25 protein-coding genes, 1 tRNA gene and 1 pseudogene are annotated in these 21,354 nt (G+C 53.4%); 13 read left to right on the forward strand and 14 right to left on the reverse strand.

Annotation, left to right across the window (positions count from 1 at the left end):
• Positions 1-4 precede the first annotated feature (4 nt).
• The 3 genes and pseudogenes from L971_RS15230 to L971_RS10705 all read right to left on the reverse strand — a co-directional run.
• Positions 5-61, reverse strand: a pseudogene (locus L971_RS15230) (hypothetical protein); the annotation flags it as partial.
• Positions 62-85: 24 nt separating this feature from the next.
• On the reverse strand, positions 86-283 hold the full coding sequence (locus tag L971_RS15235; protein WP_052200371.1) for a hypothetical protein: 198 nt from the start codon (positions 281-283) through the stop codon (positions 86-88).
• A 134-nt stretch (positions 284-417) separates the two neighbouring features.
• Positions 418-1,281 (reverse strand): GRP family sugar transporter, encoded by an 864-nt coding sequence (locus tag L971_RS10705; RefSeq protein ID WP_047375774.1) that lies wholly within the window; start codon positions 1,279-1,281, stop codon positions 418-420.
• Between the two features lie 132 nt (positions 1,282-1,413).
• Here L971_RS10705 and L971_RS10710 point away from each other — a divergent pair.
• From L971_RS10710 to L971_RS10720, 3 genes are all read left to right on the forward strand, one after another.
• Positions 1,414-1,486: transfer RNA gene (locus L971_RS10710), tRNA-Ala, on the forward strand.
• 116 nt (positions 1,487-1,602) lie between these two features.
• Positions 1,603-1,935 (forward strand): four-helix bundle copper-binding protein, encoded by a 333-nt coding sequence (locus L971_RS10715; protein ID WP_024372305.1) that lies wholly within the window; start codon positions 1,603-1,605, stop codon positions 1,933-1,935.
• A 69-nt stretch (positions 1,936-2,004) separates the two neighbouring features.
• Complete coding sequence (locus L971_RS10720; protein WP_024372306.1) at positions 2,005-2,571, forward strand: 3'-5' exonuclease; 567 nt, start codon at positions 2,005-2,007, stop codon at positions 2,569-2,571.
• A 25-nt stretch (positions 2,572-2,596) separates the two neighbouring features.
• Here the strand turns inward: L971_RS10720 and L971_RS10725 are convergent, their stop codons facing one another.
• From L971_RS10725 to L971_RS10745, 5 genes are all read right to left on the reverse strand, one after another.
• Positions 2,597-3,658: a bifunctional glycosyltransferase family 2/GtrA family protein gene (locus tag L971_RS10725; protein ID WP_052200372.1), complete on the reverse strand. Its 1,062-nt coding sequence runs from the start codon at positions 3,656-3,658 to the stop codon at positions 2,597-2,599.
• A gap of 90 nt (positions 3,659-3,748) precedes the next feature.
• The gene (locus L971_RS10730; RefSeq protein ID WP_047375777.1) at positions 3,749-4,738 is read right to left on the reverse strand and encodes a sodium:calcium antiporter; all 990 of its coding nucleotides are present in this window, start codon (positions 4,736-4,738) and stop codon (positions 3,749-3,751) included.
• Positions 4,739-4,953: 215 nt separating this feature from the next.
• Complete coding sequence (locus L971_RS10735) at positions 4,954-5,802, reverse strand: HD domain-containing protein (protein WP_047375779.1); 849 nt, start codon at positions 5,800-5,802, stop codon at positions 4,954-4,956.
• A gap of 111 nt (positions 5,803-5,913) precedes the next feature.
• Positions 5,914-6,618, reverse strand: a complete 705-nt coding sequence (locus L971_RS10740; RefSeq protein ID WP_047375780.1) for an SDR family NAD(P)-dependent oxidoreductase — start codon at positions 6,616-6,618, stop codon at positions 5,914-5,916.
• Between the two features lie 35 nt (positions 6,619-6,653).
• The gene (locus L971_RS10745; protein ID WP_047375782.1) at positions 6,654-7,214 is read right to left on the reverse strand and encodes a glycerol-3-phosphate responsive antiterminator; all 561 of its coding nucleotides are present in this window, start codon (positions 7,212-7,214) and stop codon (positions 6,654-6,656) included.
• Between the two features lie 121 nt (positions 7,215-7,335).
• Here L971_RS10745 and L971_RS10750 point away from each other — a divergent pair, with 121 nt between their 5' ends.
• From L971_RS10750 to L971_RS10760, 3 genes are read left to right on the forward strand one after another with little or no spacing between them, the layout of a single operon-like run.
• Positions 7,336-7,755 carry a GNAT family N-acetyltransferase gene (locus L971_RS10750; RefSeq protein ID WP_047375784.1) on the forward strand — a complete coding sequence of 140 codons (420 nt, stop codon included), beginning with the start codon at positions 7,336-7,338 and terminating at the stop codon, positions 7,753-7,755.
• 37 nt (positions 7,756-7,792) lie between these two features.
• The gene (locus L971_RS10755) at positions 7,793-8,971 is read left to right on the forward strand and encodes a cation:proton antiporter (RefSeq protein ID WP_047375786.1); all 1,179 of its coding nucleotides are present in this window, start codon (positions 7,793-7,795) and stop codon (positions 8,969-8,971) included.
• Between the two features lie 17 nt (positions 8,972-8,988).
• A complete protein-coding gene (locus L971_RS10760) occupies positions 8,989-9,399 on the forward strand; it encodes an arsenate reductase ArsC (RefSeq protein ID WP_047375788.1) in 411 nt (136 codons plus the stop codon).
• 37 nt (positions 9,400-9,436) lie between these two features.
• On the opposite strand, the gene L971_RS10765 is transcribed toward L971_RS10760, so the two are convergent.
• Positions 9,437-10,066, reverse strand: coding sequence for a DedA family protein (locus tag L971_RS10765; RefSeq protein ID WP_047375790.1), 630 nt, complete (start codon positions 10,064-10,066; stop codon positions 9,437-9,439).
• A gap of 100 nt (positions 10,067-10,166) precedes the next feature.
• Between L971_RS10765 and L971_RS10770 the strand changes: the two genes are divergently transcribed.
• The 7 genes from L971_RS10770 to L971_RS10800 all read left to right on the forward strand — a co-directional run bounded on the left by L971_RS10770 (position 10,167) and on the right by L971_RS10800 (position 17,253).
• Complete coding sequence (locus tag L971_RS10770; RefSeq protein WP_047375793.1) at positions 10,167-10,724, forward strand: DNA-3-methyladenine glycosylase I; 558 nt, start codon at positions 10,167-10,169, stop codon at positions 10,722-10,724.
• Positions 10,725-10,853: 129 nt separating this feature from the next.
• Positions 10,854-12,341 (forward strand): sodium/proline symporter PutP, encoded by a 1,488-nt coding sequence (gene putP / locus L971_RS10775; RefSeq protein WP_029334910.1) that lies wholly within the window; start codon positions 10,854-10,856, stop codon positions 12,339-12,341.
• Between the two features lie 145 nt (positions 12,342-12,486).
• Positions 12,487-13,635 (forward strand): CapA family protein, encoded by a 1,149-nt coding sequence (locus L971_RS10780; RefSeq protein ID WP_047375795.1) that lies wholly within the window; start codon positions 12,487-12,489, stop codon positions 13,633-13,635.
• A gap of 127 nt (positions 13,636-13,762) precedes the next feature.
• Positions 13,763-14,977, forward strand: coding sequence for an argininosuccinate synthase (locus L971_RS10785; RefSeq protein WP_047375797.1), 1,215 nt, complete (start codon positions 13,763-13,765; stop codon positions 14,975-14,977).
• Positions 14,970-16,352 carry an argininosuccinate lyase gene (gene argH, locus L971_RS10790; RefSeq protein WP_047375799.1) on the forward strand — a complete coding sequence of 461 codons (1,383 nt, stop codon included), beginning with the start codon at positions 14,970-14,972 and terminating at the stop codon, positions 16,350-16,352. The genes L971_RS10785 and argH overlap by 8 nt, the downstream gene beginning before the upstream one ends.
• A 111-nt stretch (positions 16,353-16,463) precedes the next feature.
• Positions 16,464-16,994, forward strand: a complete 531-nt coding sequence (locus tag L971_RS10795) for a biotin transporter BioY (RefSeq protein WP_029334906.1) — start codon at positions 16,464-16,466, stop codon at positions 16,992-16,994.
• Between the two features lie 64 nt (positions 16,995-17,058).
• Entirely contained in the window at positions 17,059-17,253 is a 195-nt protein-coding gene (locus L971_RS10800) for a hypothetical protein (RefSeq protein WP_024372322.1), read from the forward strand.
• A gap of 33 nt (positions 17,254-17,286) precedes the next feature.
• On the opposite strand, the gene L971_RS10805 is transcribed toward L971_RS10800, so the two are convergent.
• The 5 genes from L971_RS10805 to L971_RS15075 all read right to left on the reverse strand — a co-directional run.
• A complete protein-coding gene (locus tag L971_RS10805; RefSeq protein WP_029693896.1) occupies positions 17,287-18,138 on the reverse strand; it encodes a TSUP family transporter in 852 nt (283 codons plus the stop codon).
• A gap of 74 nt (positions 18,139-18,212) precedes the next feature.
• The gene (locus tag L971_RS10810) at positions 18,213-18,569 is read right to left on the reverse strand and encodes a hypothetical protein (RefSeq protein ID WP_047375801.1); all 357 of its coding nucleotides are present in this window, start codon (positions 18,567-18,569) and stop codon (positions 18,213-18,215) included.
• Positions 18,570-18,697: 128 nt separating this feature from the next.
• Entirely contained in the window at positions 18,698-19,585 is an 888-nt protein-coding gene (locus L971_RS10815; RefSeq protein ID WP_047375802.1) for an alpha/beta hydrolase, read from the reverse strand.
• A gap of 27 nt (positions 19,586-19,612) precedes the next feature.
• Positions 19,613-20,395 carry an aminoglycoside N(3)-acetyltransferase gene (locus tag L971_RS10820; protein WP_047375803.1) on the reverse strand — a complete coding sequence of 261 codons (783 nt, stop codon included), beginning with the start codon at positions 20,393-20,395 and terminating at the stop codon, positions 19,613-19,615.
• Positions 20,396-20,401: 6 nt separating this feature from the next.
• Positions 20,402-21,354, reverse strand: a 953-nt coding sequence (locus L971_RS15075; protein ID WP_304413141.1) for an SbcC/MukB-like Walker B domain-containing protein, incomplete at its 5' end; no start/stop codon positions are given.

A 21,354-nucleotide genomic window follows, 5' to 3' on the forward strand; every position in this document is an offset into this window, starting at 1 on the left:
TCGGTGTCGGGTCCCCGCTCGGATGCTGATCACAGACGATGAGGCACGAGGCGTTGTTCAAGATGGCGCATGTGAAGACTTCTCGTCAGTGGACGACGATGACCCGGTTCTTCGTGTTTAGCATGATGACGAGGAACACCTCGCGGTCGTCATCTCCGATGAACGATGCCCCGATTTGCCGGGCATTGTCGGGTGATTGGATAACGGCGTGCTCGAGGGCGACCATTTCCTCGCGAACCTCTTGCTTGATACGGATGACCTCGATGATGGTGGATAGTTCCATGATGGTTTGTCCCCTTTCGGATAAGCTGTCCTCAGAACGAACATTTTGTATCATGCTAGATTACAATCCATATTCCAACCCAATTAAAAAACCAAGTCGCATCAAGCAACTTGGTCCGTCTCAATCAAATTCATTTAACTCTTCGCAATCCCGAGCATAAAGCCGGCGACGACGATGAGCCCGATGCCCATGAAGACGAAGACACGCTCTTTCGACGTCTTCTCTTCTTTCAATAGATAAATCCCGCCGAGCGTCGCGACGACGACGTTCAGTTGCGATAAGGCGAATGACGTGGCGACCCCGACCTCTCCGCTTGAGACGAAGAGCCCGAAGTTCCCGATGCCCCAGGCAATCCCGGCCAAGATGTTCTTGAACGTCTTCGGATCGAACCGTTTCACGTCTTTCTCACGAAGGCTGAAAAGTAGTGCCGCGATGAACATCCCGACCGATTGCGGGACGATCGCCGTGATGCCGTCGACTTCAAAGTAGTTCGTCAATACGGCGTACGTCACGTACCCGATACTCGAGACGAGGAGGACGAGCAGTCCTTTCTTCAACGCCCCAGCGCTGTCCGAGTCCTTCTTCTGTTGATACGACGTCATCGTCGCCCCGATGATGATCAAGACGAGCGCTGAAAATCCGAGCCAGAGCTCGGTCGACGTCTGCCAATCCCCGAGCACGATGACCCCGAAGAGTGACGTTCCGACGAGCTGCATGCCGGTACTGATCGGCATCGCTTTCGAGACACTTAAAATTTGAAACGATTGAAACTGAAGATACTGTCCGAGTGCCCAAAAGATTCCGGAGATGAAACCGGTGACGACGGCGACGGTCGTGAATTCCGGATTGAAGACGAGGAAGATGACGAGCGCCATGACCATCGCACCCATCGTCGTCCCGATCAACTGCTGAATCGGCTTCCCGCCGACTTTCGATACGATGAGCGGGATACTCCCCCACATGAGTGCTGGAAGCAATGCCAATAAAATCATGCCCATATGAAACACCTGCTTTCGTAATATAACATCACCGTTGATTTTCCCATTGCGACAACGGTTTAAACTTTTGAATCTTTTTTGAAAAAGGGCATTGCCAAACGTTTTACTAGGATGATATAATAATTTTCGAACGGGGCATTAGCTCAGCTGGGAGAGCGCCACGCTGGCAGCGTGGAGGTCAGCGGTTCGAGCCCGCTATGCTCCATTACTTGGCCACTTCACTTTTGTGAAGTGGCTTTTTTTGTTGTCTCGACGCGGTTTAAGCGATTCGGTATCGGGTAATGATTTGAAGATACATTATTCTGCTAAGGGGGACTTTAGATGGAACGGGATTCAATTGAAGAGACGATTTCAGCGATTATCGACTGTATGCGGGCGAGCAACCATTGCTTCTCGAAGAGCTTACAGGAAGAAGACGTGCTGATGGTGAAAGAGTGCATCCGGTTGACACGTGAATGCGCGGACGTCTGCACCCTCGCCTTGAACGCCCTCGAGACCGATTCGGCGTTCGCGAAACCGATCGGTGCGCTCTGTGCGCAAGTGTGTGACACGTGCGCCGTCGAATGTGGACGCCACCTCATGGACCATTGCCAACAATGTGCCGATGCATGTCTCCGTTGCGCCGAGGCGTGCCGGAATCTCGCTGCCGCATAATCGCTTTTCAGTCTAACGTTATGTTAGACTTTTTTTGTGGATTCATTACGCACGAAGAAAGGAACGATTATGTCACATTCTATTTTAGCCATCGATGTCGAGACCGCCAACCGCGATAGCCGAAGCATCTGTTCGGTCGGTTGGAGTCTGCTACACGCCGGAGAGGTCGTCGAGACGAACCAATTGCTCGTCAACCCGGAAGAAGACTTCGATCAAGGGAATATCCGCGTCCACGGGATCCGGCCGAGCGATGTGTGGGATGCCCCGACATTGCCTGAAGTGCTCGAACTTCTTTATCCGACACTCCAGACGGTCGACCTCGTCATGGCCCATAACGCCTCGTTCGATATGGGTGCACTGAAAAAAGCGATCGCCAAATATGACTTGTACACATTCCCGAACATCGAGTACGGCTGTACGGTCAAACTGTCACGTAAGTTATATCCTCAGCTCCCGAACCATAAACTGAACACGATGGCCGAGTATTTGAACGAGCCGTTCTTGCATCATAACGCCGCCGAAGACGCACGCGTCTGCGCATTGCTTGTCCGGGACATGATGATCAAGACCGGCATCGCGGACCCGCGCGAGCTTCATCGCTATACGTCCGTGAAAATCGGAAAGCTCGCCTACTGATAAAGGCCCGACAGCTGTCGGGCCTTTATCGTTTAAAGATCCAGCGTTTTTGAACGTAATAACTGGCGACAAACAAGAAGCTGTCGACGATCACTTTCAAGATGACTTCCCCATCCCGGAAAATGAAAAACAGCGCGTACACGAGTGCGGCCGACAGCGCCATTTGCGCACCGACCAAACCGAAGTATTTGACCATCGATCGCCTCGCTGTCGATTTGAAGACGATTTTTCGGTTGACGTAATAGTTGAATAAGGAAGAGACGACGCGACCGACGACGGTGGCGATGATGACATGGGTCGTTTCGAACCAAGGATTTAACAAAAAGATCAGTAGCGCATACACACCGATATCCATCAGAAACGAAGCAACCGATGATAAAGAATAGGCCAAAAACATGCGATAAATTAAAATCGAGTCGATGACAGGACGGAAATGCGACGATGCGTTCTCGTCAACATAGACGGTTTGAATCGGTGTCTGATGGATCGGTACGTGGAGACGCTTCGTGAACGTCAGCATATTCATCTCAAACTCATAACGATTACCCGGAACGTCAAGCAGCTGTCTCGCGTAACGGGTCGGGATGGCCCGGAGTCCGGTTTGCGTGTCTTTCAACCGTAAGCCGCTCCCGATCGTCATGACGAGGCGCGTCACTTCGTTGCCGAACCGGCTACGGAACGGGATTGCCTCCCCCGAAAAGTCACGGCATCCCATGATGAGATGGTGCGGCCAAACGACGCCTTCGTCGTACACGTGATGGACATCTTCCGGCAGATGTTGTCCATCGGCATCGACCGTGATCGTCCCTAACGCCTCCGGGTAGCGGTCCACGATATAACGTAAGCCGGTCTTCAAGGCGGCGCCTTTCCCAGCGTTCTTCTCGTGCTCGAGCAGTCGGGACACGTATGGTTCGACGGCCTCAAACACCGGCCGACACGCCTCGGCACTCCCATCATTGACGACGACGATATGAACAAACCCTTCTTGTTTTAACGATTGGACCAACTCGATCAATGCCTGATCGGGGTTATAAGCGGGAATCAACAACACATATTCACTCAACCGCTCAACGGAATGCATCTGCATCGTCACTCCTCCTTCCTCCCTACTATACCCAAGGAAAAGAACCGTAATGCCTGAATGAAAAAAAACACGATAGCAAGCGCTATCGTGTGGTCACCCGGTAAAGATCAAGTAAGATGATGCGAAATAGACGAGGACGACGAGAACAGACGGGACGATGTAGCGAACTTTTGACGTCACGTCTTTACGGAGCACACTATACATGACCAATACTGACAAGATGGTAATGCCGATGGCCGTGACGAGGTGTGACGCCGAGACGTCTGCCAAGATCGATCCGTTCTGATAAAATACGTCCGACAGGGCGATGATGACCATGTTGAAGATGTTGCTCCCTAAAATCGATCCGAACGCCAAATTCACGTTGCGAAGTTTGAGGGCAACGAACACGGCCACCGCTTCCGGGAGCGACGTCGATGCCGCGATCAAGAAGCTGCCTACAAAGCTCGAACCGAGTCCGGTCACGACGGCGATGCGGTCGCCGGTGATTGAGAGCGCCGTCCCGGCTGCCATAATGACGAGGGCGGCAATCGCAAATCCGAACACGGCCCGCTTGACGGTGATCGAACTAGTCGTGCTGGCGACGACTTCTTGTTCGACTTCCCGAGTTGCCGTCGGCTCTTTCGGGCGTTTCCCGATATAGTAGATTCCAATCCCGTACAAGGCGGCGATCAAGAGGGCGTCGACCCCGATACCGATGAACGTCATATCGACGCGGACGATCAAGGCGACCATCGTGAGCACCGTGAGCAACAAGCCGAGCCCCGCCGTATAAAGATGATCACGGCTCGCCTCGTTGAACAGGCGTTTCTGTCGGAAGTACAGGTCGAACATCGCGAGGATGAAAATGTTGAACAAGTTCGAGCCGAGCATGTTCCCTACTGCGATATCCGGGTTATTGATCATGACGGCCGAGATACTCGTCGTCACTTCCGGGAGCGATGTCGCTCCCGCGAGTAAGACGGTCCCGACCAATACACCTCCCATCGATGATTTCTCACTCATAACATCAGCATACGTCGACAGCTTGATGGCCGCGTACACCGTGATGGCAGCCGCGAGTAAAAAATAGACAAATACCATTGCTAAAATCTCCCCTTTTCTTGTAAACATCAAAAAAGACCTTTTTACGGACGCCAAATAAGCATCCATAAAAAGGTCTTGCGGACTTGAAAGAAGCTCGATGGACCGAGTGCATATACACTGTAATGACGACCCATCGACCACAGCTGTGGTCGCTACTCCCCTTCTTATGTTCAACACGACTATAGCACGGTTGTTTCGACTTGACAATCATTTCACTTCATAAGAGCGATGACGTCTTCTGTCTTGAGCGCCGCCCGGTACGACAGTTCATTCAAGCCGGATAGGACCGGTAACGGGAAGTCGTTCTGCCATCCCGCCTCCCGCAACTGCTCGGCCAACGTCGTGACTTCTAACAAGTCGCTCGGCGAATCTTGTCGATATCCTTCCCGCATCACGTTGTTCAGTTCAAAGGCGGTTTGACAAAGTGTCGGGGCTTCTTGCACCCAGTCCTCTTCTTCGAAGCCACCTGTGACGACGGAAATCAGCTTTTGAAGTTTGACTTCCCGCTCTTCTTCCACTCCATAAAACAGCAAGTTCAACTCTGTTTCAAAAGCCTCGATCAAGCTTGTCGTCGACTTGAACGGACGGAGCGCTTCGAGCAGTTCGTGGTAATACCAAGATTGGTCGCGCAGCGGGCGCTTGAAGCGGCCCCACACGCTTTTTCCGACTTGATCGATATCGAGTCGGATCGAGCGCAGGTTATGTAGCTTATCCGCCGTGAACAATGCGACCTCATCATACCGGAGCGTGTGGACGCGTTGTACCATCGTCCGTTTTCGTTCTTCCCACGACAGGTTTTTATCAGGCTCGGTGGCCGCCTCGACGAGCCGAGCGACTTCTGGTCCGAAGCGTTCGCGAATTTCCGCCGTCGTCGTCAACGTGTCCTCAAGCAAATCATGCAATAGCCCGGCGGCAACGACCGGTACCGGTTGGCAATCCTCGGTCAAGAGCATCGCGACGGCGACCGGGTGTGTCACGTAAGGGATGCCTGTACCTTTTCGAAACTGACCGTCGTGACGGACAGCCGCAAACCGGAGTGCTTCTTCCACTTGTTGGTGCATGACGGATCCTCCTTTACAATTTCAAACCGTTCCCTCCTACCTTTACCCTGCAGTAGGTCCAACCACTCAGTTGATGGTTTAAAAGTTAAGTCAATGGTCCTAGTTGCGTCATCACGACTCGTAAATCATTTTTTTCGTCATGCCCCCGTCCACGATCAAGTTATGACCGTTCACGAAATCGTTGTCACGATCGATCAAGTATGTGACGGCTCGGACGATATCCGTAGGCTCCCCGACGCGTCCAGACGGATGTTGGCGATGGTCGACATCGCGCAACGGCTCATCGGATGTATGAATCCATCCCGGACTGATCGCGTTCACCGTGACTGGACGGTCCGCGAGCGAGACGGCCATCGAGTGCGTGAGCGCGACAATCCCGCCTTTCGACGCACCGTAAGCTTCCCAATCGGGCTCGTTCTGTAGTGCCCGTGTCGAAGCGATATTGATGACCCGACCGTATTCCGCCGCTTCATTCAGCGTCAAAAACGCCTTCGCACAGGCGAACGTCCCGACGAGATTCACGTCGATGACCCGTTTGAACGTCTCGACGTCCAACTCCGTCATCGGTTTTTCGAGCGAGGCGATGCCTCCGTTGTTGATGAGCACGTGGGCGACCCCGAACCGCTCAGCGACTATGTTGAACGTTTGCACGATTGACTCGTGATCACCTAAATCCATGTTGAAATATGTCACGCCTTCTAGCTGCGGGTCTTTCTCGATGTCTAGCCCGATGACTTGATACGTTTCGGCGAAGTGTTTCGCGAGCGCGTATCCAATCCCTTGACTGACTCCCGTGATAATCATGGCTGGTTTCATATAAATCCCTCCTCCTTCTTTAATACCCAAAACGTTCACGATGAGAAGTGACGATCGTTCCAAAGCGTCCGATTCGACGTCGTGATGACAGATGCGCCCGCATCGAGTGCCGCCTTGACTTCACCGGCAGTCGATATTAAGCCCCCAGCTAACACCGGGATCCCGGTACGCGCCTTCACTTCGCGAATATATTTCGGGACGAGCCCCGGCAGCACTTCGATATAGTCTGGTCGGGTTCGTTCAATCATGCGATAGCTCTTCTCGAGCGAGCTCGAATCGATGAGAAAGAGTCGTTGCACCGTCCTTACTTGTTTTTGTTTCGCTTTTAAGATGACGCTTCCTTTCGTCGAAATGATGCCGTAAGGACGATACGTCTGACATATGAATTCGGTCGCATATTCATCCGCCTTCAACCCTTGAATCAAATCTAAATGGATGAACACGTTCTTCCCGTGTTCGGTTAACAATCGAAAGACGGCATCGAGTCTCGCGATGTGGACTTCAAGCAACACACCGACAACATAATCACTCGCCAAAAACACTTCTAAGTCACGCATGTCACGGATCGCCGGTAAAATCGATTGTCGGTCTAACATAAGACCCCTCCTTCAGTTTCATACGGTCTCATTATGTAGAAGTTGCCCTTTATAAATCAAGGTTTATCCAGTCAGTATATCGGGAAAATAATTTCATCTACTGTGGAAGGGGATTTAACTCATGGTCAATCAAGTCGAAGTTCGCATTCAAACACCTTCGCCAAAAGAGCATCAACATCTCCGCGTCAAAGCCGGGATGCCGAAACGGTCGGACGAGGCGACCGAGAAAGGGCTCGCCCATACGCTGTTCGGTGTCTGTCTGTATCGGGACGATGAGATGGTCGGAATGGGACGTGTCGTCGGTGACGGTGGCATGGTGTTCCACCTCGTCGACATTGTCGTCGATCCCGACTGCCAAGGGCTCGGGCTCGGGAAGCTCATCATGGAACATTTGATGGATTGGATTTTACAAGAAGCCGATGAGACCGCCATCATCAGCCTGATCGCCGATATCCCGGCGGACGGTCTGTACCGTCATTTCGGCTTCGACTATTCGCGTCCTGAATCGGTCGGGATGGAGTACCAATGGCCGAAAGACTGAACCGGACGCGACGATCCGTATGTAGAGGAGGCGACACATGAACCTCGACATCAACATCATCATCTTTCTCGGCGCGGCACTTGCCCTCATCTCCATCGTCAGCCTATTGATTGAACGATTGTTTTTTCCGAGCATTTTAGCGTTCATCGGCATCGGGGTCATCGTCGGTTTCTTTTGGGACGGCAACGAAGTGTTCAAGATTGCCGGAGAGATCGGCATCGTCCTGCTGTTCTTCTTACTCGGACTCAAGTTCCCGATCAACGAGCTCGCAAAGCGGATGAGACAAGTGTGGAAAGCAGGCGTCCTCGATATCGTGCTCGCCTTTGGCGTCTCGATGTTGATCGCGATGGCGTTCGGCCTCGATTTTCCAAAAGCGTTTTTAATCGGGGCGGTGTTGTACGCGACGAGTTCGTCAATCTCGGCCCGTCTGCTCGACAGACATCCGGATAAGCACGAAAACATTAAAGAGTTTGTACTTGCCCTTTTAATTTTCGAAGATATTTTTGCCCCGCTCCTACTGACGGTCGCGCCGTTCATCATTAAAAATGAACCGATCGCGTTCAGCGACATCGGGAAAGTGTTCGTCGGTTTTTTCGTGTTCGGTGTCCTCTTATTCGTCGGTATCAAATTCGTGATGCGCCATCCCCGCACCGTCAAACATTTGCTTCGGCAAGACGATGCGAGCATCGGACTCATCGGCTTGATCCTCTTTTTTGCCGGTATCGGCATGGTATTCGGGCTGTCCGAGATACTCGGTGCGTTCATCGCCGGGATCATGCTCGCCGGTATCCACGACATCCGCCCGCTCAAGCGGTTGACGGTGCCGGTTCGCGACTTGTTCTTACCGATCTTCTTCATCTCGTTCGGGATTTCGATCAACCTCGAGCAAGGCGTCATCATCAACGCGCTGTTCTTCGTCTTGATCGTCTGGGGCGTGTTGTCAAAATGGATCGTCGGGCGCGTCGGCGGCCGCATGTACGGGTTGAGCCGTGTCCAGGCGAACGAGGCCGGGTTCTCCCTCGCCCCTCGCGGTGAGTTCTCGATATTGTTCACGGCGTTATCGAATGGCGCCATCAACTTGTTCGTCGGTCTATACATCTTCGTCTCGGCCATCATCGGCATCGTCTTGTTCCGCTTCTCTGAGATTTTAGCGGAGAAGACGGAACAGACGTTGGAGAAAGTGTTACCTGAAGAGAAAAACAAAAAACAGGATTGAAGGAAGGGGCTGTAACAATGGTTGAGGTAGCGTTCATCTGTATTCATAACTCATGCCGTTCACAAATGGCCGAGACGATCGGAAAAGATTTGCTCGGTGATATCGCCCAAGTCTACTCGGCTGGAACAGAGAACTATCCTGAAGTAAAACCGTTAGCGCTAGAAGCCGTTCGTGAAATCGGGCTTGATCCGACCGGGCAGTCACCGAAACTTCTCGATGCCATCCCGCCAAAGCCCGATTATTTGATCACGATGGGCTGCGAGGTCGAATGTCCTTACGTGCCAACTACGTATCGCGAGGACTGGGGACTCGATGATCCGTCTGGTCAGCCGATCGAAGCGTTTCGCGAGACACGGGATGACATCGTCTCGAAGATGTATCGTTTACGTGACCAAATTTTAGCGGACCATCCGGAACTTAAACGTTGAACGGGCCCTCAAACGAGGACCCGTTTTTTTATATTGCTCAAAACGAAGAAGCGCGCTTTGATTTATTCTGCTTTCGTCGCTTTCGCCAAACGAGATAGACGACGATTCCGATTGCCAACAGCGCATAGATGACATACGAATAGACGTCTAAATAGCGCAAAATCGACTCCCAGTTCTCTCCGACCCGGATCCCGACATAGATTAATACCGAATTCCAAATGAGCGTCCCGGCCGTACTGAGCAGCAAGAACTTGGCGAACGGCATATTCGACATACCGGCCGGGAGTGAGATCAAGCTCCGGACGACAGGCATGAGCCGTCCAAAGAAGACCATCCAACCCCCGTACCGGTCAAACCAAGCATCCGCCTTATGGACATCCTCGATATCAAGCCGCAGCCATTTCCCGTACTTTTTCGTCCACTTCTCGATCTGTTCGACATCCAGGTATAGCCCGATGCCATATAGCAAAATCGCCCCGGCAATCGCACCGACCGTCGCCGCCACGATGACGAGCCAAATGATCAAATCCGTCTTGACGGCAAAAAACCCACCGAATAAGAGGACGACTTCTGACGGGATCGGCGGGAACACGTTCTCGATGAAAATCATGAACGCGATGCCGAAATATCCGAACTGCTCGATGATCCCTATCATCCATTCACGCATACGATCGACCTCCATTACATATTCGATATTATACCCGTGAACCGATAACTGAAACCGAGTCGACGTGTTACACTGAACAAAACACGAGAGGATGGAGACGATGCAACAAACGACCCGCTGCCCTTGGTGCGGCACCGATCCACTGTATGTCCGGTATCATGATGAGGAATGGGGAAAGCCTGTCCATGACGACAAAAAACATTTCGAGTGTTTGACGCTCGAGAGCGCACAAGCCGGGCTGAGCTGGCTGACGATTTTACGTAAACGCGAGAACTATCGGCATGCCTATTGTGACTTTGACGTCGCACGAGTGGCCGCGTTCACGGAAACCGATATCGATCGGTTGATGAACAATCCCGGGATCGTCCGGAACCGTCGTAAAATCGAAGCGTCTATCAACAACGCCCACCGTTTCATCGAGATCCAGTCTGAATTCGGTTCGTTCGACAGCTACATTTGGGCGTTCGTCGACGACCGAGTCATCTGGAATGAGTGGACAACGCTCGATGACGTCCCTGCTGTGACGGAACTGTCAGAACAGGTGAACAAAGACTTGAAGCGACGCGGATTCAAATTTCTCGGTCCGACGACCGTTTACGCTCACCTACAAGCGACAGGTCTCGTCAACGATCATCTCGTCACCTGCCCGGCCAAGTAGTTTTTATTTTTTTGGTCAATCATGAAAGTAAGACGTGCAACCTATTCATTTTTGTGACAAAATTTTGTCAAGACATGATATATATAGTTTGTAAGCGTTTTCAATTCATGAATGGTAGGGGGAAAGACAATGAACGGTATTTTAATTTCTATCACGATTTACATGGCGCTCATGGTGCTACTCGGTATCGTCGCTTATCGCCGAACGAGCAGCATCGGCGACTACATGCTCGGCGGACGCGGGCTCGGGCCTGGCGTCGCCGCCTTGTCGGCCGGTGCCTCGGACATGAGCGGATGGCTCTTGATGGGCCTTCCGGGTGCGATGTTCGCGACCGGGATCTCGAGCGGGTGGATCGTCATCGGGTTGACGATCGGCGCCTATTTGAACTGGCTCCTCGTCGCACCGCGTCTACGGACGTATTCTTATCTGTCCGAGGATGCGATCACGATCCCTGACTATTTCGAGAAGCGATTCAAAGATTCACGCGGGACGCTTCGGACGTTCTCAGCCGCGGTCACCCTCATCTTCTTCACACTTTACGCGACGAGCGGGTTCGTCGCCGGTGGCCGCCTGTTCAACGCCGTCTTCGGCATCGAGTTCGTCACAGGTGTCCTCATCTTGGCTTCAATCATCATCATCTACACGTTTATCGGCGGATTTTTGGCCGTCAGTTGGACCGACTTCGTCCAAGGCCTCATCATGTTGTTCGCGCTCATCTTCGTCCCGGCGATCGCCATCACGGCGACAGACGGTGTCTCGAGCGCGTTCCGAACGATTGGTGACATCGACTCGGCATTGCTTGACCCGTGGACGGGCCAATCTTTGATCGGGATCGTCTCTTTGTTCGCCTGGGGTCTCGGCTACTTCGGTCAACCGCACATCATCGTCCGCTTTATGGCGATTGAAAAGTTGAAGGATATCAAGAAGGCACGACGCATCGGAATCTCTTGGATGCTTTTCACCGTCGTCGGGGCGATGGCGACCGGATTGTTCGGTCTCGCCTACTACACGCAACAAGGTCTCGACATCGACAACCCTGAAAACATCTTCATCAATTTATCTGACTTATTGTTCGTCGATTTGATCACCGGGGTCCTGTTAGCGGCACTCCTCGCCGCCATCATGTCGACGATCTCATCGCAGCTGCTCGTGTCGTCAAGTGCTGCGACGACAGACTTCTATCAAAAGTTCTTCCGTAAAGGTGCAGGAGACCGTGAACTCGTCATGGTCGGCCGCATCACCGTCATCCTCGTCTCGGCCGTGTCGATTTGGCTCGCTTTAGGGGCAGATGACACGATCTTGAACCTCGTCGGTTACGCATGGGCCGGTTTCGGGTCTTCGTTCGGCCCGCTCATCTTGTTCAGCCTGTTCTGGAAGCGGACGACGCGCCAAGGTGCGCTCGCCGGTATGTTGACCGGGGCTTTCATCGTCATCGTCTGGAAAAACTTCGCCGCCGATTGGTTCGGGCCGATCGGGGAACTGTACGAGATGATTCCGGCGTTCTTTTTGTCAGCACTCGCCATTTACGTCGTCAGCTTGATGACGCCGCCGCCGAATGAGACGATCACAGCCGAGTTCGAGGAAATGGAACACATCCTGAAACGAGAGCAAGTGTGAGTCAAACGTCTATCTTGATGTATCAGGCAAATCGCCTGGTACATTTTTTTATAGCGTGAACAGGAATCCGTCCCCATCTCGTCGAATGATGCCATATAACTGTTTTTGTGTGCTCTGATCATTCTGAAAGGACGTGACTTGTCACTTGAAACGATTCCCCGCTTACTTAACGTTCGCATTGTCGTTGTCTTTGTTCCTCTTAACCGGATGTGCGACAGCCGAGGTCGAACAAACCGTCGTCGAACAGCCGGAGACACCACCGGTCGAGACCGAGGAACCGCCTGAGCCAGAAGCCCCAGCCGAACCAGAGCCCGTCGTCACGACCGCCTCGTTGTACGCGATCGGTGATATCTTGTTACACGATACGGTGTATAACGCCGCCAAGACCGGGGACGGTTTCGACTTCAATCCTGGCTTCCGGGAAGTGGCCCCGATTTTGCAAGGGGCTGACATCGCCATCGCCAACCAAGAGAGCATGATCGGCGGCAGTGAGATCGGCCTGTCGAGCTATCCGGCGTTCAACAGTCCGTTCGAGGTCGGGGACGCGTTGAAAGAGGCCGGCATCGACCTCGTGACGACGGCGAACAACCATACACTCGACCGCGGCGTCAAAGCGATTGAGAACTCGATCAACCATTGGAACGCGATCGGGATGCCTTATACCGGGTCATTCATCTCAGAAGAAGACAAAGCGAACATACGGACGCTGACGGAGAATGATATCTCGTTCGCTTTCCTCGCCTATACGTACGGGACGAACGGCGTCGTCCCGAAACAACCGTACCACGTCAATTACATCGATATGGACTTGATTCGCTCGGACGTCGAAAAAGCCGAGAATGCGGCCGACATGACCGTCGTCTCACTCCATTTCGGTAACGAATACGAACCGCTCCCGAACGCATCTCAAGAAGCACTCGTCCAAGACTTGGCCGATCTCGGTGTCGACATCGTCATCGGACATCACCCGCACGTCTTGCAACCGGTCGCCTGGGTGGACGGGGCGAACGGCAACCGCACGTTCGTCTCCTACTCACTCGGTAACTTCCTATCGGGACAACAAGGCGATGAGCGGAACACAGGAGGCATCGTCGGCATCGACGTCGTCAAAACGACGCTCGGAGACGAGACGACGTTCGAACTTGCCAATCCCGTGTTTTATCCGACGTTCACTCGCCGCGCAAATGCAGGTTATTTCGAAGTCGTCCCGCTCGAGAACGCGAAGCCTGAGTTGTTCAACCCGACACGAGACCATATGACGCAATGGATGCCAGAGCTCGAAATCATGCAATGAAAAAAGAGTCACTTTTCAAAGTGATTCTTTTTTTTGTGGAAAAGGGTTGCTTTCCACGGAAGCATCCGTTAAAGTAATTCGTATATTTATAAATACAGATGAATAATTATGTATAAGGGGTGTATAGATGATGAAACAAAAACTCGTACTCGCATACTCTGGTGGTTTGGATACATCGGTCGCTATCAAATGGTTAACAGAACAAGGTTATGATGTCATCGCCTGTTGCTTGAACGTCGGAGAAGGTAAAAACTTAAATCAGATCCAACAGAAAGCGTTGAACGTAGGAGCGGTCAAATCGGTCGTCATCGACGCGGTCGACGAGTTCGTGAACGATTTCGCCCGGTATTCGATGCAAGCCCATACAATGTATGAAGGGGTATACCCGCTCGTCTCAGCGCTGTCTCGCCCACTCATCTCGAAAAAATTGGTCGAGGTCGCACAAGCGGAAGGTGCGGTCGCCGTCGCTCACGGTTGCACAGGGAAAGGGAACGACCAAGTCCGGTTCGAGGTTTCAATCCATGCGCTCGACCCGTCACTTGAAATCGTGGCTCCGGTCCGGGAGTGGAAATGGTCACGTGAAGAAGAGATCGCTTATGCGGCTGAGCATGGGATTCCTATCCCGATCGTTCAAGAAGAACCGTTCTCAATCGATCAAAACATTTGGGGACGTGCCGTCGAGTGTGGGATTCTCGAAGACCCTTGGGCAGCCCCGCCGGCGAGTGCATACGAACTGACGGCTCAACTTGAAGACACACCGAACGAACCGACGCTCGTCGAAATCGAATTCAAACAAGGGGTCCCGGTCGCCATCGATGGCAAGTCGGCCTCGTTCACGGCGATTTTAGAACAATTGAACATCGTCGCCGGCGCCCACGGCATCGGCAAAATCGACCACATCGAGAACCGTGTCGTCGGGATCAAGTCGCGGGAAGTGTACGAGGCACCTGGTGCGATGACGCTCATCACCGCGCACCAAGCACTCGAGGCGTTGACGCTCGTGCGTGAAGTCGCCCACTTCAAACCGATCGTCGAGCAAAAATTGACGGAGACGATTTACAACGGCCTCTGGTTCTCGCCACTCACAAAAGCACTTCTCGCCTTCATCGACGAGACGCAACAAACGGTCACAGGCACGGTGCGGATGAAGCTGTTCAAAGGGCAAGCGATCGTCGACGGACGGAAGTCACCGGTCTCACTTTATGATGAAGAACTTGCGACGTACACGTCGGCCGACACGTTCGACCAACAGGCTGCCGTCGGCTTTATCAAATTATGGGGACTGCCGACGAAAGTACAAGCGGAAGTGCTCGCCGAGAAAGGAACGATGGTGCATGAGTAAACTGTGGGGCGGCCGGTTCGAACAGACGGCCAGTGAATGGGTCGACGAGTTCGGTGCCTCGATTCATTTCGACAAAGCACTCGTCCTTGAAGACATCGAAGGGAGCATCGCTCATGTGACGATGCTCGGGGAGCAACATATTTTGGCGCCAGCTGAAGTCGACCAAATCGTCGGCGGCCTGCACACACTCGCCGAGAAAGCGAAACAGGATGGGCTGACATTCAACGTCTTCCATGAAGACATCCATATGAACCTTGAAGCCTTGCTTCATGAAGAGATCGGTCCCGTCGCCGGCAAGATGCATACGGCCCGGAGTCGGAACGACCAGGTCGCGACCGATATGCACCTCTATTTGAAACGCCGTGTCGTCGAGACGATCGAAGGCATCGAGTCGGTGCAACAAGCCCTCGTCTCTCACGCCTCACAAAACGTCGAGACGGTCATGCCGGGGTATACACATTTGCAACGGGCACAACCGGTCTCGCTCGCGCACCACTTGCTCGCTTATTTTTGGATGCTCGAGCGCGACAAGGAACGGTTCCATGACAGTTTGAAACGAATCGACATGAGTCCGCTCGGGGCCGGTGCGCTCGCCGGGACGACGTTCCCGATCGACCGTCATCGTTCGGCCGAACTGCTCGGTTTCAGCCGTGTCTATCCGAACAGCCTCGACGCCGTCAGTGACCGTGACTTCATCTTGGAATATTTGTCGAACGCCTCGCTCCTCATGATGCACTTGTCACGCTTTTGCGAAGAGTTGATTTTATGGAGCAGCGAAGAGTTTAAATTCATCACGATCTCGGACGTGTTCTCGACCGGTTCAAGTATGATGCCGCAGAAGAAGAACCCGGATATGGCCGAACTCGTGCGCGGCAAATCAGGACGGGTCGTCGGGAATTTAATCGGGCTGTTGACGATCATGAAAGGACTGCCCCTCGCCTACAACAAAGATTTGCAAGAAGACAAGGAAGGCATGTTCGACACCGTCAAGACGGTCCAAGGTAGCCTCAGTATCATGGCCGGGATGATTCAAGACATGACGTTCCACGCGGACACGATGAAACGAGCGACCGAACGCGACTTCTCGAACGCGACCGAGCTCGCCGATTATTTGTCGGCGAAAGGGATGCCGTTCCGGGAAGCGCACGAAGTGACAGGCACACTCGTCCGTCACTGTATCGAAGAGCGGCTCTACTTGTCTGAACTTCCGCTCGAGACGTATCAAGCGCATAGCGCGTTGATCACAGAGGATTTATATGACGCGTTGTCGCCTGTGACGGCCGTCGCACGCCGAAACAGCTACGGCGGTACCGGCTTCGACGCCGTCCGAGTTCAACTCGAGGAAGCCAAACAAAAACTGCCGACACACGCCTAACGAAATGAAGACCAAGTCATTTATGACCTGGTCTTCATTTTTTTACTTGTCCATCTACAGAATTGATGTTAACCTTATTTTAGTCAACGTTAACAGAAAAGGGGTTTACATATGAAAATCAAAGACATTACGCAAATCGCCATCGGCGCGGCCCTTCTCGCGAGCATCGGCTCGGTCGCCATCCCGATCGGACCGGTCCCGATCACGCTCCAAATGCTCGGCATCATGACGGTCGCCTCCATCCTCGGCGCGAAGAAGGGCTCGCTCGCCGTCGTCGTCTATTTATTGCTCGGGATGATCGGCCTTCCGGTGTTGAGTGGCTCCGGCGGCCTCGCCCCGTTCGTCGGCCCGACGGTCGGTTACTTGCTCGCGTTTCCGATCGCGGCCTATTTGATCGGTTATTTTTCTGAACAACACCGCTCCTTCCCGGCGCTCGTGACGTACAACGTCGTCTTTGGCCTCGGTCTCGTCTACCTTCTCGGTAGCCTCGGGTTGCAAGTGATGCTCGGGTTGTCGTTCATAGACGCCTTGACGGTGAATATCCCGTTCCTTATTGGGGATACGTTAAAAGCGTTGCTCGCGGCGTTTTTGGCGATGAAAGTAACGGCCAACAAGCAAGTGCAGCGCTCGCTCGCGTCTTGAGAACATCATAGCGTTTCACCCCCTTTCGACGGTGGAACATATAAGTATGGAAGGGGGTGTCCTTATGAGCGATTCATCGTTTAAAAAGCGGTTGATGAGAGCAACCCATCTTCATCGCTCGAGCGAAGGACAACGTCGCGGTAAAGAAGAGCGACGGCATGAGAAACGTGACACCGAGGCGTTTGAACGGAGATTGCGCGAAGCGAAGAGTAAGGTCGGAGAGATCCAAGAAAACATCGACCATATTTCTAGACGATAAAACCCCGTCGGTTGGACGGGGTTTTCCTTATGGTTAACCTCTTTTTTTCGGCCGTACGAACAGCGCCACGATAAACGTAAGCGCGAGGACGACGAGCAGTCCGAGCGAGACGTCATTGAAGCCGAGCAAGTTCAACGCGACGCTAAGCGCGACGGCGACATAAAAGCCGCCGAGCGCTTTTTTCACGAGTTGAGAACTGAACCGTTGCAACTGCTTCGCACCGATCGGAGAGCCGATCATCGCGCCGGCAATGAGCGCGAGGCCGTGCCAATAGTTCGTGTCAGCTCCGGCAATCGCATAACTGACGACACCGGACAAGACGATGAACAGCGCTGCCGCGATACTCGTACCAACGGCGCGTTTCATCTCCGTGTTGAGCAGTTTCACTTGCAGCGGTGTCAAAACGAAGCCACCACTGACGCCCATGAGCGACGAGATGAAGCCGCCGAACAGTCCGATGAACCCGATGCGCGGCACCGACTCGGAGCCGACGCTCCCTTCGACATGTTGTTTCGAACGGAAAAACGAGATCGCAAAATACGTTAAGAGCGCGATATAGGCGAGCGAGATGACCGGTTTCGCTCCGTCGAGCGTCTCTAAGTAGAACACGAGCGGTGTCGCCACCCACGTCCCGATAATCCCGAATCCGCCAATTAAGAGGGCGTGCTTCCGGTTGACGTTCTTCAGTTTGATGTGTGAGATCGTCCCCGCCGTCGTCGACCCGAGCGTGAGCATGAGACTGAGCGCGATGGCCGCACTCGCCTCGTAACCGAAGACGAGGAGGAGCGGCGTGAGCAGGATCCCGCCCCCGATGCCGAAAAATCCGCTCAAAATCCCGATGAGCGTCCCGAGCAGTAGAAACGATAGTAATGCCATAATATCCATTCTAGTCCCTTCTTTCTTTCCTTCTCGTTAGCAATCATAACAAAAAGAGACGCAATCTGCGCCTCTGATATAAATTATGGATACAAGTCTTCGTCCTGCAAGTAGCCAATGAAGGTATCTTGCAGTTCCATTTCCGTGTCGGTCCCATCAAGCAATACCGTCGCTTCCATTTCGTAATCCGTCAATGGTGACGTCCCATCAAGCACGCCAAACACATGAGACACCGTGTCCACCATGACGACCTCAATCATATGCATCATCAATCGTTGTTGCTCTGCGTTCATCTGTTGATACATGTGAATCGCTTGACTGTACTTGTCAACCTCTGAAGCTGAGAGTTCTTCTTCGTACATTTCCTTATACGTGTGAAGGCCTTCCTGGACGACAGTCTCATACAAAGCCTTCACGAATTGATTCGTCTTTTCACTCATTATAAATCCCCCCGCCTCTATTCTAAAATCCTCGCCCAAAACGTCCGTTTATACAAATCGTCCGCTTTCCGTTCATACATGAAAGACCCGTCGAATGAAATGAGTCTAGGCTACCCTAGACTCCACGTTCATAGCACTCGCTCTAAAAAGTCGAACAGTTGCTCCCGGTATTCGGCTTGGAACGTCTTATGCGAGGCGACATGACCGTCGTTTTCGGTCACCCATAACTCGATTTGGTCGTTTCGTTCGGCCAAACGTTCACTTTCCGACACCGGGATGGCGTCGTCCCCTCTCCCGTGAATCAACAGAATCGGCGCATCGATGTGTTCGACGTCGTCAATCGGTTTGACGAGATCCGCATCCAGACCGGTGAACCACGGAGTGATCGTTAAGATGACCGGGGTGAACGGGATGTTCGGCAAATCGCTCCACACCGGCAAGTTCGTCTCGAGATACCCGCGCAAGTCGCTGAACGGACTGTCGGCGATGACGGCCGCGACTTCTGTCTCGTCAGCTGTCGAGAGCGCCGTCGCCGCTCCCATCGAGACGCCGTATAACACGATCGGTCCATCCGTTCGCTCATTCGCGAAGGCGATGGCCGCTCGCAGGTCGGACTGTTCTTTCGCCCCGACCGTCACGCGGTCGCCTTCCGAGATGCCTGACGCCCGAAAATCAAACGTCAAGAACTGGTAGCCTTGTTTATGGAACTCGGGAATCAGTTCTTTCAGTGGCAAATCCGACTGTTCGCGGTTTTTCCCATACCCGTGGGCGAACACGATCGTCGCCCGCGGTGTCGGGTGCGGGATCCACCAACCGTACAAGTCGCTGCCATCCTCCGCTTGAATCGTCACGTTCTCATACTTGATGTCGAGCGCTTTCGGTGTGAACGTCAACGTCTCACGGACGGGTGACGTCAATTGATCGCCGATGTGGGCCGAGATGCCCACGACGGCGAGAAACGCGACGAGCACGATGACGCTGAGCGCCACACCTGTATATTTCATAACACGATTCATCTGTTTGCCCCTCTCCATTCATTCCTGTTATCGCAACCAGCTCCGAAGCGCGACGAGCGCATGTTGCACCGGTTGCCACGTGTCTGACGGGATGACGTAACACGTCGCCTCGTGAATCGTGAACGCCTTGACGTCCTTCTGCTTGACGATGTTCTCACCAATCGGTCCGAACGGGACGCTATTGACGTCAACGTGGTCAAACGTTTTCCATACCCGCTCTCCATTTTCAACCATCGCACAACCGAAAGATTTCACCGGGCTATCGATTCCATACTCGGCATAATGCCAGAGCGTCGTCGCATCGAGCGGTGAACCGAGATGAAGGATTTTTGCTTTCCGCTCAATCATTCTCTCAATCGGTGAGCCTGGTCCGAACCCGACTTCAATCGTGTGGGCCGAGACGACCTGTTGTGCATCGTCTCCCCAAGCTGCCACCGACCACATCGGATGTTGACTGCGATACACATCCGGGTACGACCTGAACAGTTCGGGGACACGCCCCATTCCACGTGTCGCCGTCTTTTCGGTATCATAGGCGGGCATCGTCTCACGAATCGTCTGCCACCACTCGACGGGGACAGGAGGGGCCTCCCATTCGGCTGGATCCGAGTTGTCCCCGGTCTGGGTCGCCATCATGAGGAGTCCTTTTGTCCCGACCGTTTCTTGCAACGCTTCGATGACCGTCTGGGCCCCTCCACACACCCAGCCGAGCTTCGAGAGGGACGTGTGGACGAACAACGTATCACCTCGCTCAATCCCGGCTGCCTGCAACTGGCTGATTAAACTTGATTTCGTTTCGATATGTTTCATCTTCTCTCACTCCACGACGAGCTGGATCGTCGACCCGCTCCTTGTTTTCTTCACTTCAATGCGGGCATCGACACGGTCTTTCAACTCTTGCACGTGACTGATGACCCCTACGAGCCGACCGCTCGACTGGAGCGACATGAGCAACTCGATCGCCTGGTCGAGCGACTCGGCGTCGAGCGTCCCGAACCCTTCATCGATCAGCATCGTCTCGAGGCTGACGCCGCCGCTCAGCTGTTGCACGACTTCGGCCAAGCCGAGGGCGAGCGAAAGTGAGGCCTTGAACCCTTCACCGCCGGACAAGTTTTGCACGCGTCGCGACTGGCCCGTATAGGCGTCAAAGACTAATAATTCGAGACCGGACTTCGCATTTCCTTTCGCCGTCTCCACTTTTCGTTCGAGCTGGAACTGTCCGCTCGTCATCTGGTCGAGATGGATATTGGCCGCATGTAAGATTTGGTCGAAGAACGCCGTCTGGACGTAAGTCTCGAACGTCAACTTTTGTGGGTTGACACCACGGCCGGTGTCGGCAATCAACTTGATCGTCTCAAGTTGTCTGACGTCGGCATCCGTCTGTTCGCGGAGCGCGTCCCATTCGCCGACCGTCTGGCGGTGACGCTTCAAGTGGACGTCGGCCGTCACGAGACGTGCTGAGAGTGATTCGTTCTCCTCATGCGCCGACTGAAGGCGTTCTTTGAGCGCTTCGACTTCAGGACGAGGCCGTGACCCGATTTTGGCTTCGAGCCCGTGTAAGGCGTGCTCGATTCGTCCCGCTTCTTCGAGCTCTTCTGTGAGTCGTTGTTTTAACGCCGGTAACGTGTCGACGAGCGCGCGGTCCTGTAAAAACGCGTCTTCCGTCATCCCGATCGTCTGGAACGTCTCGTCGAGTTGCACCTTCACCTCGTCCAACCGGCGCTGTTCGAACTCGAGTTGTTCGGTCAACAACCGGACCCGTTCGGCTT

The organism is Exiguobacterium sp. ZOR0005, from assembly GCF_000798975.1.
Classification (GTDB): Bacteria; Bacillota; Bacilli; order Exiguobacteriales; family Exiguobacteriaceae; genus Exiguobacterium; species Exiguobacterium aurantiacum.

Bases quoted from the DNA above. Each gene is read 5' to 3' on its own strand.
- L971_RS10810 (WP_047375801.1), bottom strand. From the start codon at position 18,569: ATGAGTGAAAAGACGAATCAATTCGTGAAGGCTTTGTATGAGACTGTC.
- L971_RS10735 (WP_047375779.1), bottom strand. From the start codon at position 5,802: ATGCACCAACAAGTGGAAGAAGCACTCCGGTTTGCGGCTGTCCGTCAC.
- L971_RS10800 (WP_024372322.1), top strand. From the start codon at position 17,059: ATGAGCGATTCATCGTTTAAAAAGCGGTTGATGAGAGCAACCCATCTT.
- L971_RS10805 (WP_029693896.1), bottom strand. From the start codon at position 18,138: ATGGATATTATGGCATTACTATCGTTTCTACTGCTCGGGACGCTCATC.
- L971_RS10750 (WP_047375784.1), top strand. From the start codon at position 7,336: ATGGTCAATCAAGTCGAAGTTCGCATTCAAACACCTTCGCCAAAAGAG.
- L971_RS10765 (WP_047375790.1), bottom strand. From the start codon at position 10,066: ATGCGTGAATGGATGATAGGGATCATCGAGCAGTTCGGATATTTCGGC.
- L971_RS10715 (WP_024372305.1), top strand. From the start codon at position 1,603: ATGGAACGGGATTCAATTGAAGAGACGATTTCAGCGATTATCGACTGT.
- argH (WP_047375799.1), top strand. From the start codon at position 14,970: ATGAGTAAACTGTGGGGCGGCCGGTTCGAACAGACGGCCAGTGAATGG.
- L971_RS10795 (WP_029334906.1), top strand. From the start codon at position 16,464: ATGAAAATCAAAGACATTACGCAAATCGCCATCGGCGCGGCCCTTCTC.
- L971_RS10720 (WP_024372306.1), top strand. From the start codon at position 2,005: ATGTCACATTCTATTTTAGCCATCGATGTCGAGACCGCCAACCGCGAT.
- putP (WP_029334910.1), top strand. From the start codon at position 10,854: ATGAACGGTATTTTAATTTCTATCACGATTTACATGGCGCTCATGGTG.
- L971_RS10820 (WP_047375803.1), bottom strand. From the start codon at position 20,395: ATGAAACATATCGAAACGAAATCAAGTTTAATCAGCCAGTTGCAGGCA.
- L971_RS10815 (WP_047375802.1), bottom strand. From the start codon at position 19,585: ATGAATCGTGTTATGAAATATACAGGTGTGGCGCTCAGCGTCATCGTG.
- L971_RS10740 (WP_047375780.1), bottom strand. From the start codon at position 6,618: ATGAAACCAGCCATGATTATCACGGGAGTCAGTCAAGGGATTGGATAC.
- L971_RS10745 (WP_047375782.1), bottom strand. From the start codon at position 7,214: ATGTTAGACCGACAATCGATTTTACCGGCGATCCGTGACATGCGTGAC.
- L971_RS10770 (WP_047375793.1), top strand. From the start codon at position 10,167: ATGCAACAAACGACCCGCTGCCCTTGGTGCGGCACCGATCCACTGTAT.
- L971_RS10755 (WP_047375786.1), top strand. From the start codon at position 7,793: ATGAACCTCGACATCAACATCATCATCTTTCTCGGCGCGGCACTTGCC.
- L971_RS10705 (WP_047375774.1), bottom strand. From the start codon at position 1,281: ATGGGCATGATTTTATTGGCATTGCTTCCAGCACTCATGTGGGGGAGT.
- L971_RS10760 (WP_047375788.1), top strand. From the start codon at position 8,989: ATGGTTGAGGTAGCGTTCATCTGTATTCATAACTCATGCCGTTCACAA.
- L971_RS10785 (WP_047375797.1), top strand. From the start codon at position 13,763: ATGATGAAACAAAAACTCGTACTCGCATACTCTGGTGGTTTGGATACA.
- L971_RS10725 (WP_052200372.1), bottom strand. From the start codon at position 3,658: ATGCAGATGCATTCCGTTGAGCGGTTGAGTGAATATGTGTTGTTGATT.
- L971_RS15235 (WP_052200371.1), bottom strand. From the start codon at position 283: ATGGAACTATCCACCATCATCGAGGTCATCCGTATCAAGCAAGAGGTT.
- L971_RS10730 (WP_047375777.1), bottom strand. From the start codon at position 4,738: ATGGTATTTGTCTATTTTTTACTCGCGGCTGCCATCACGGTGTACGCG.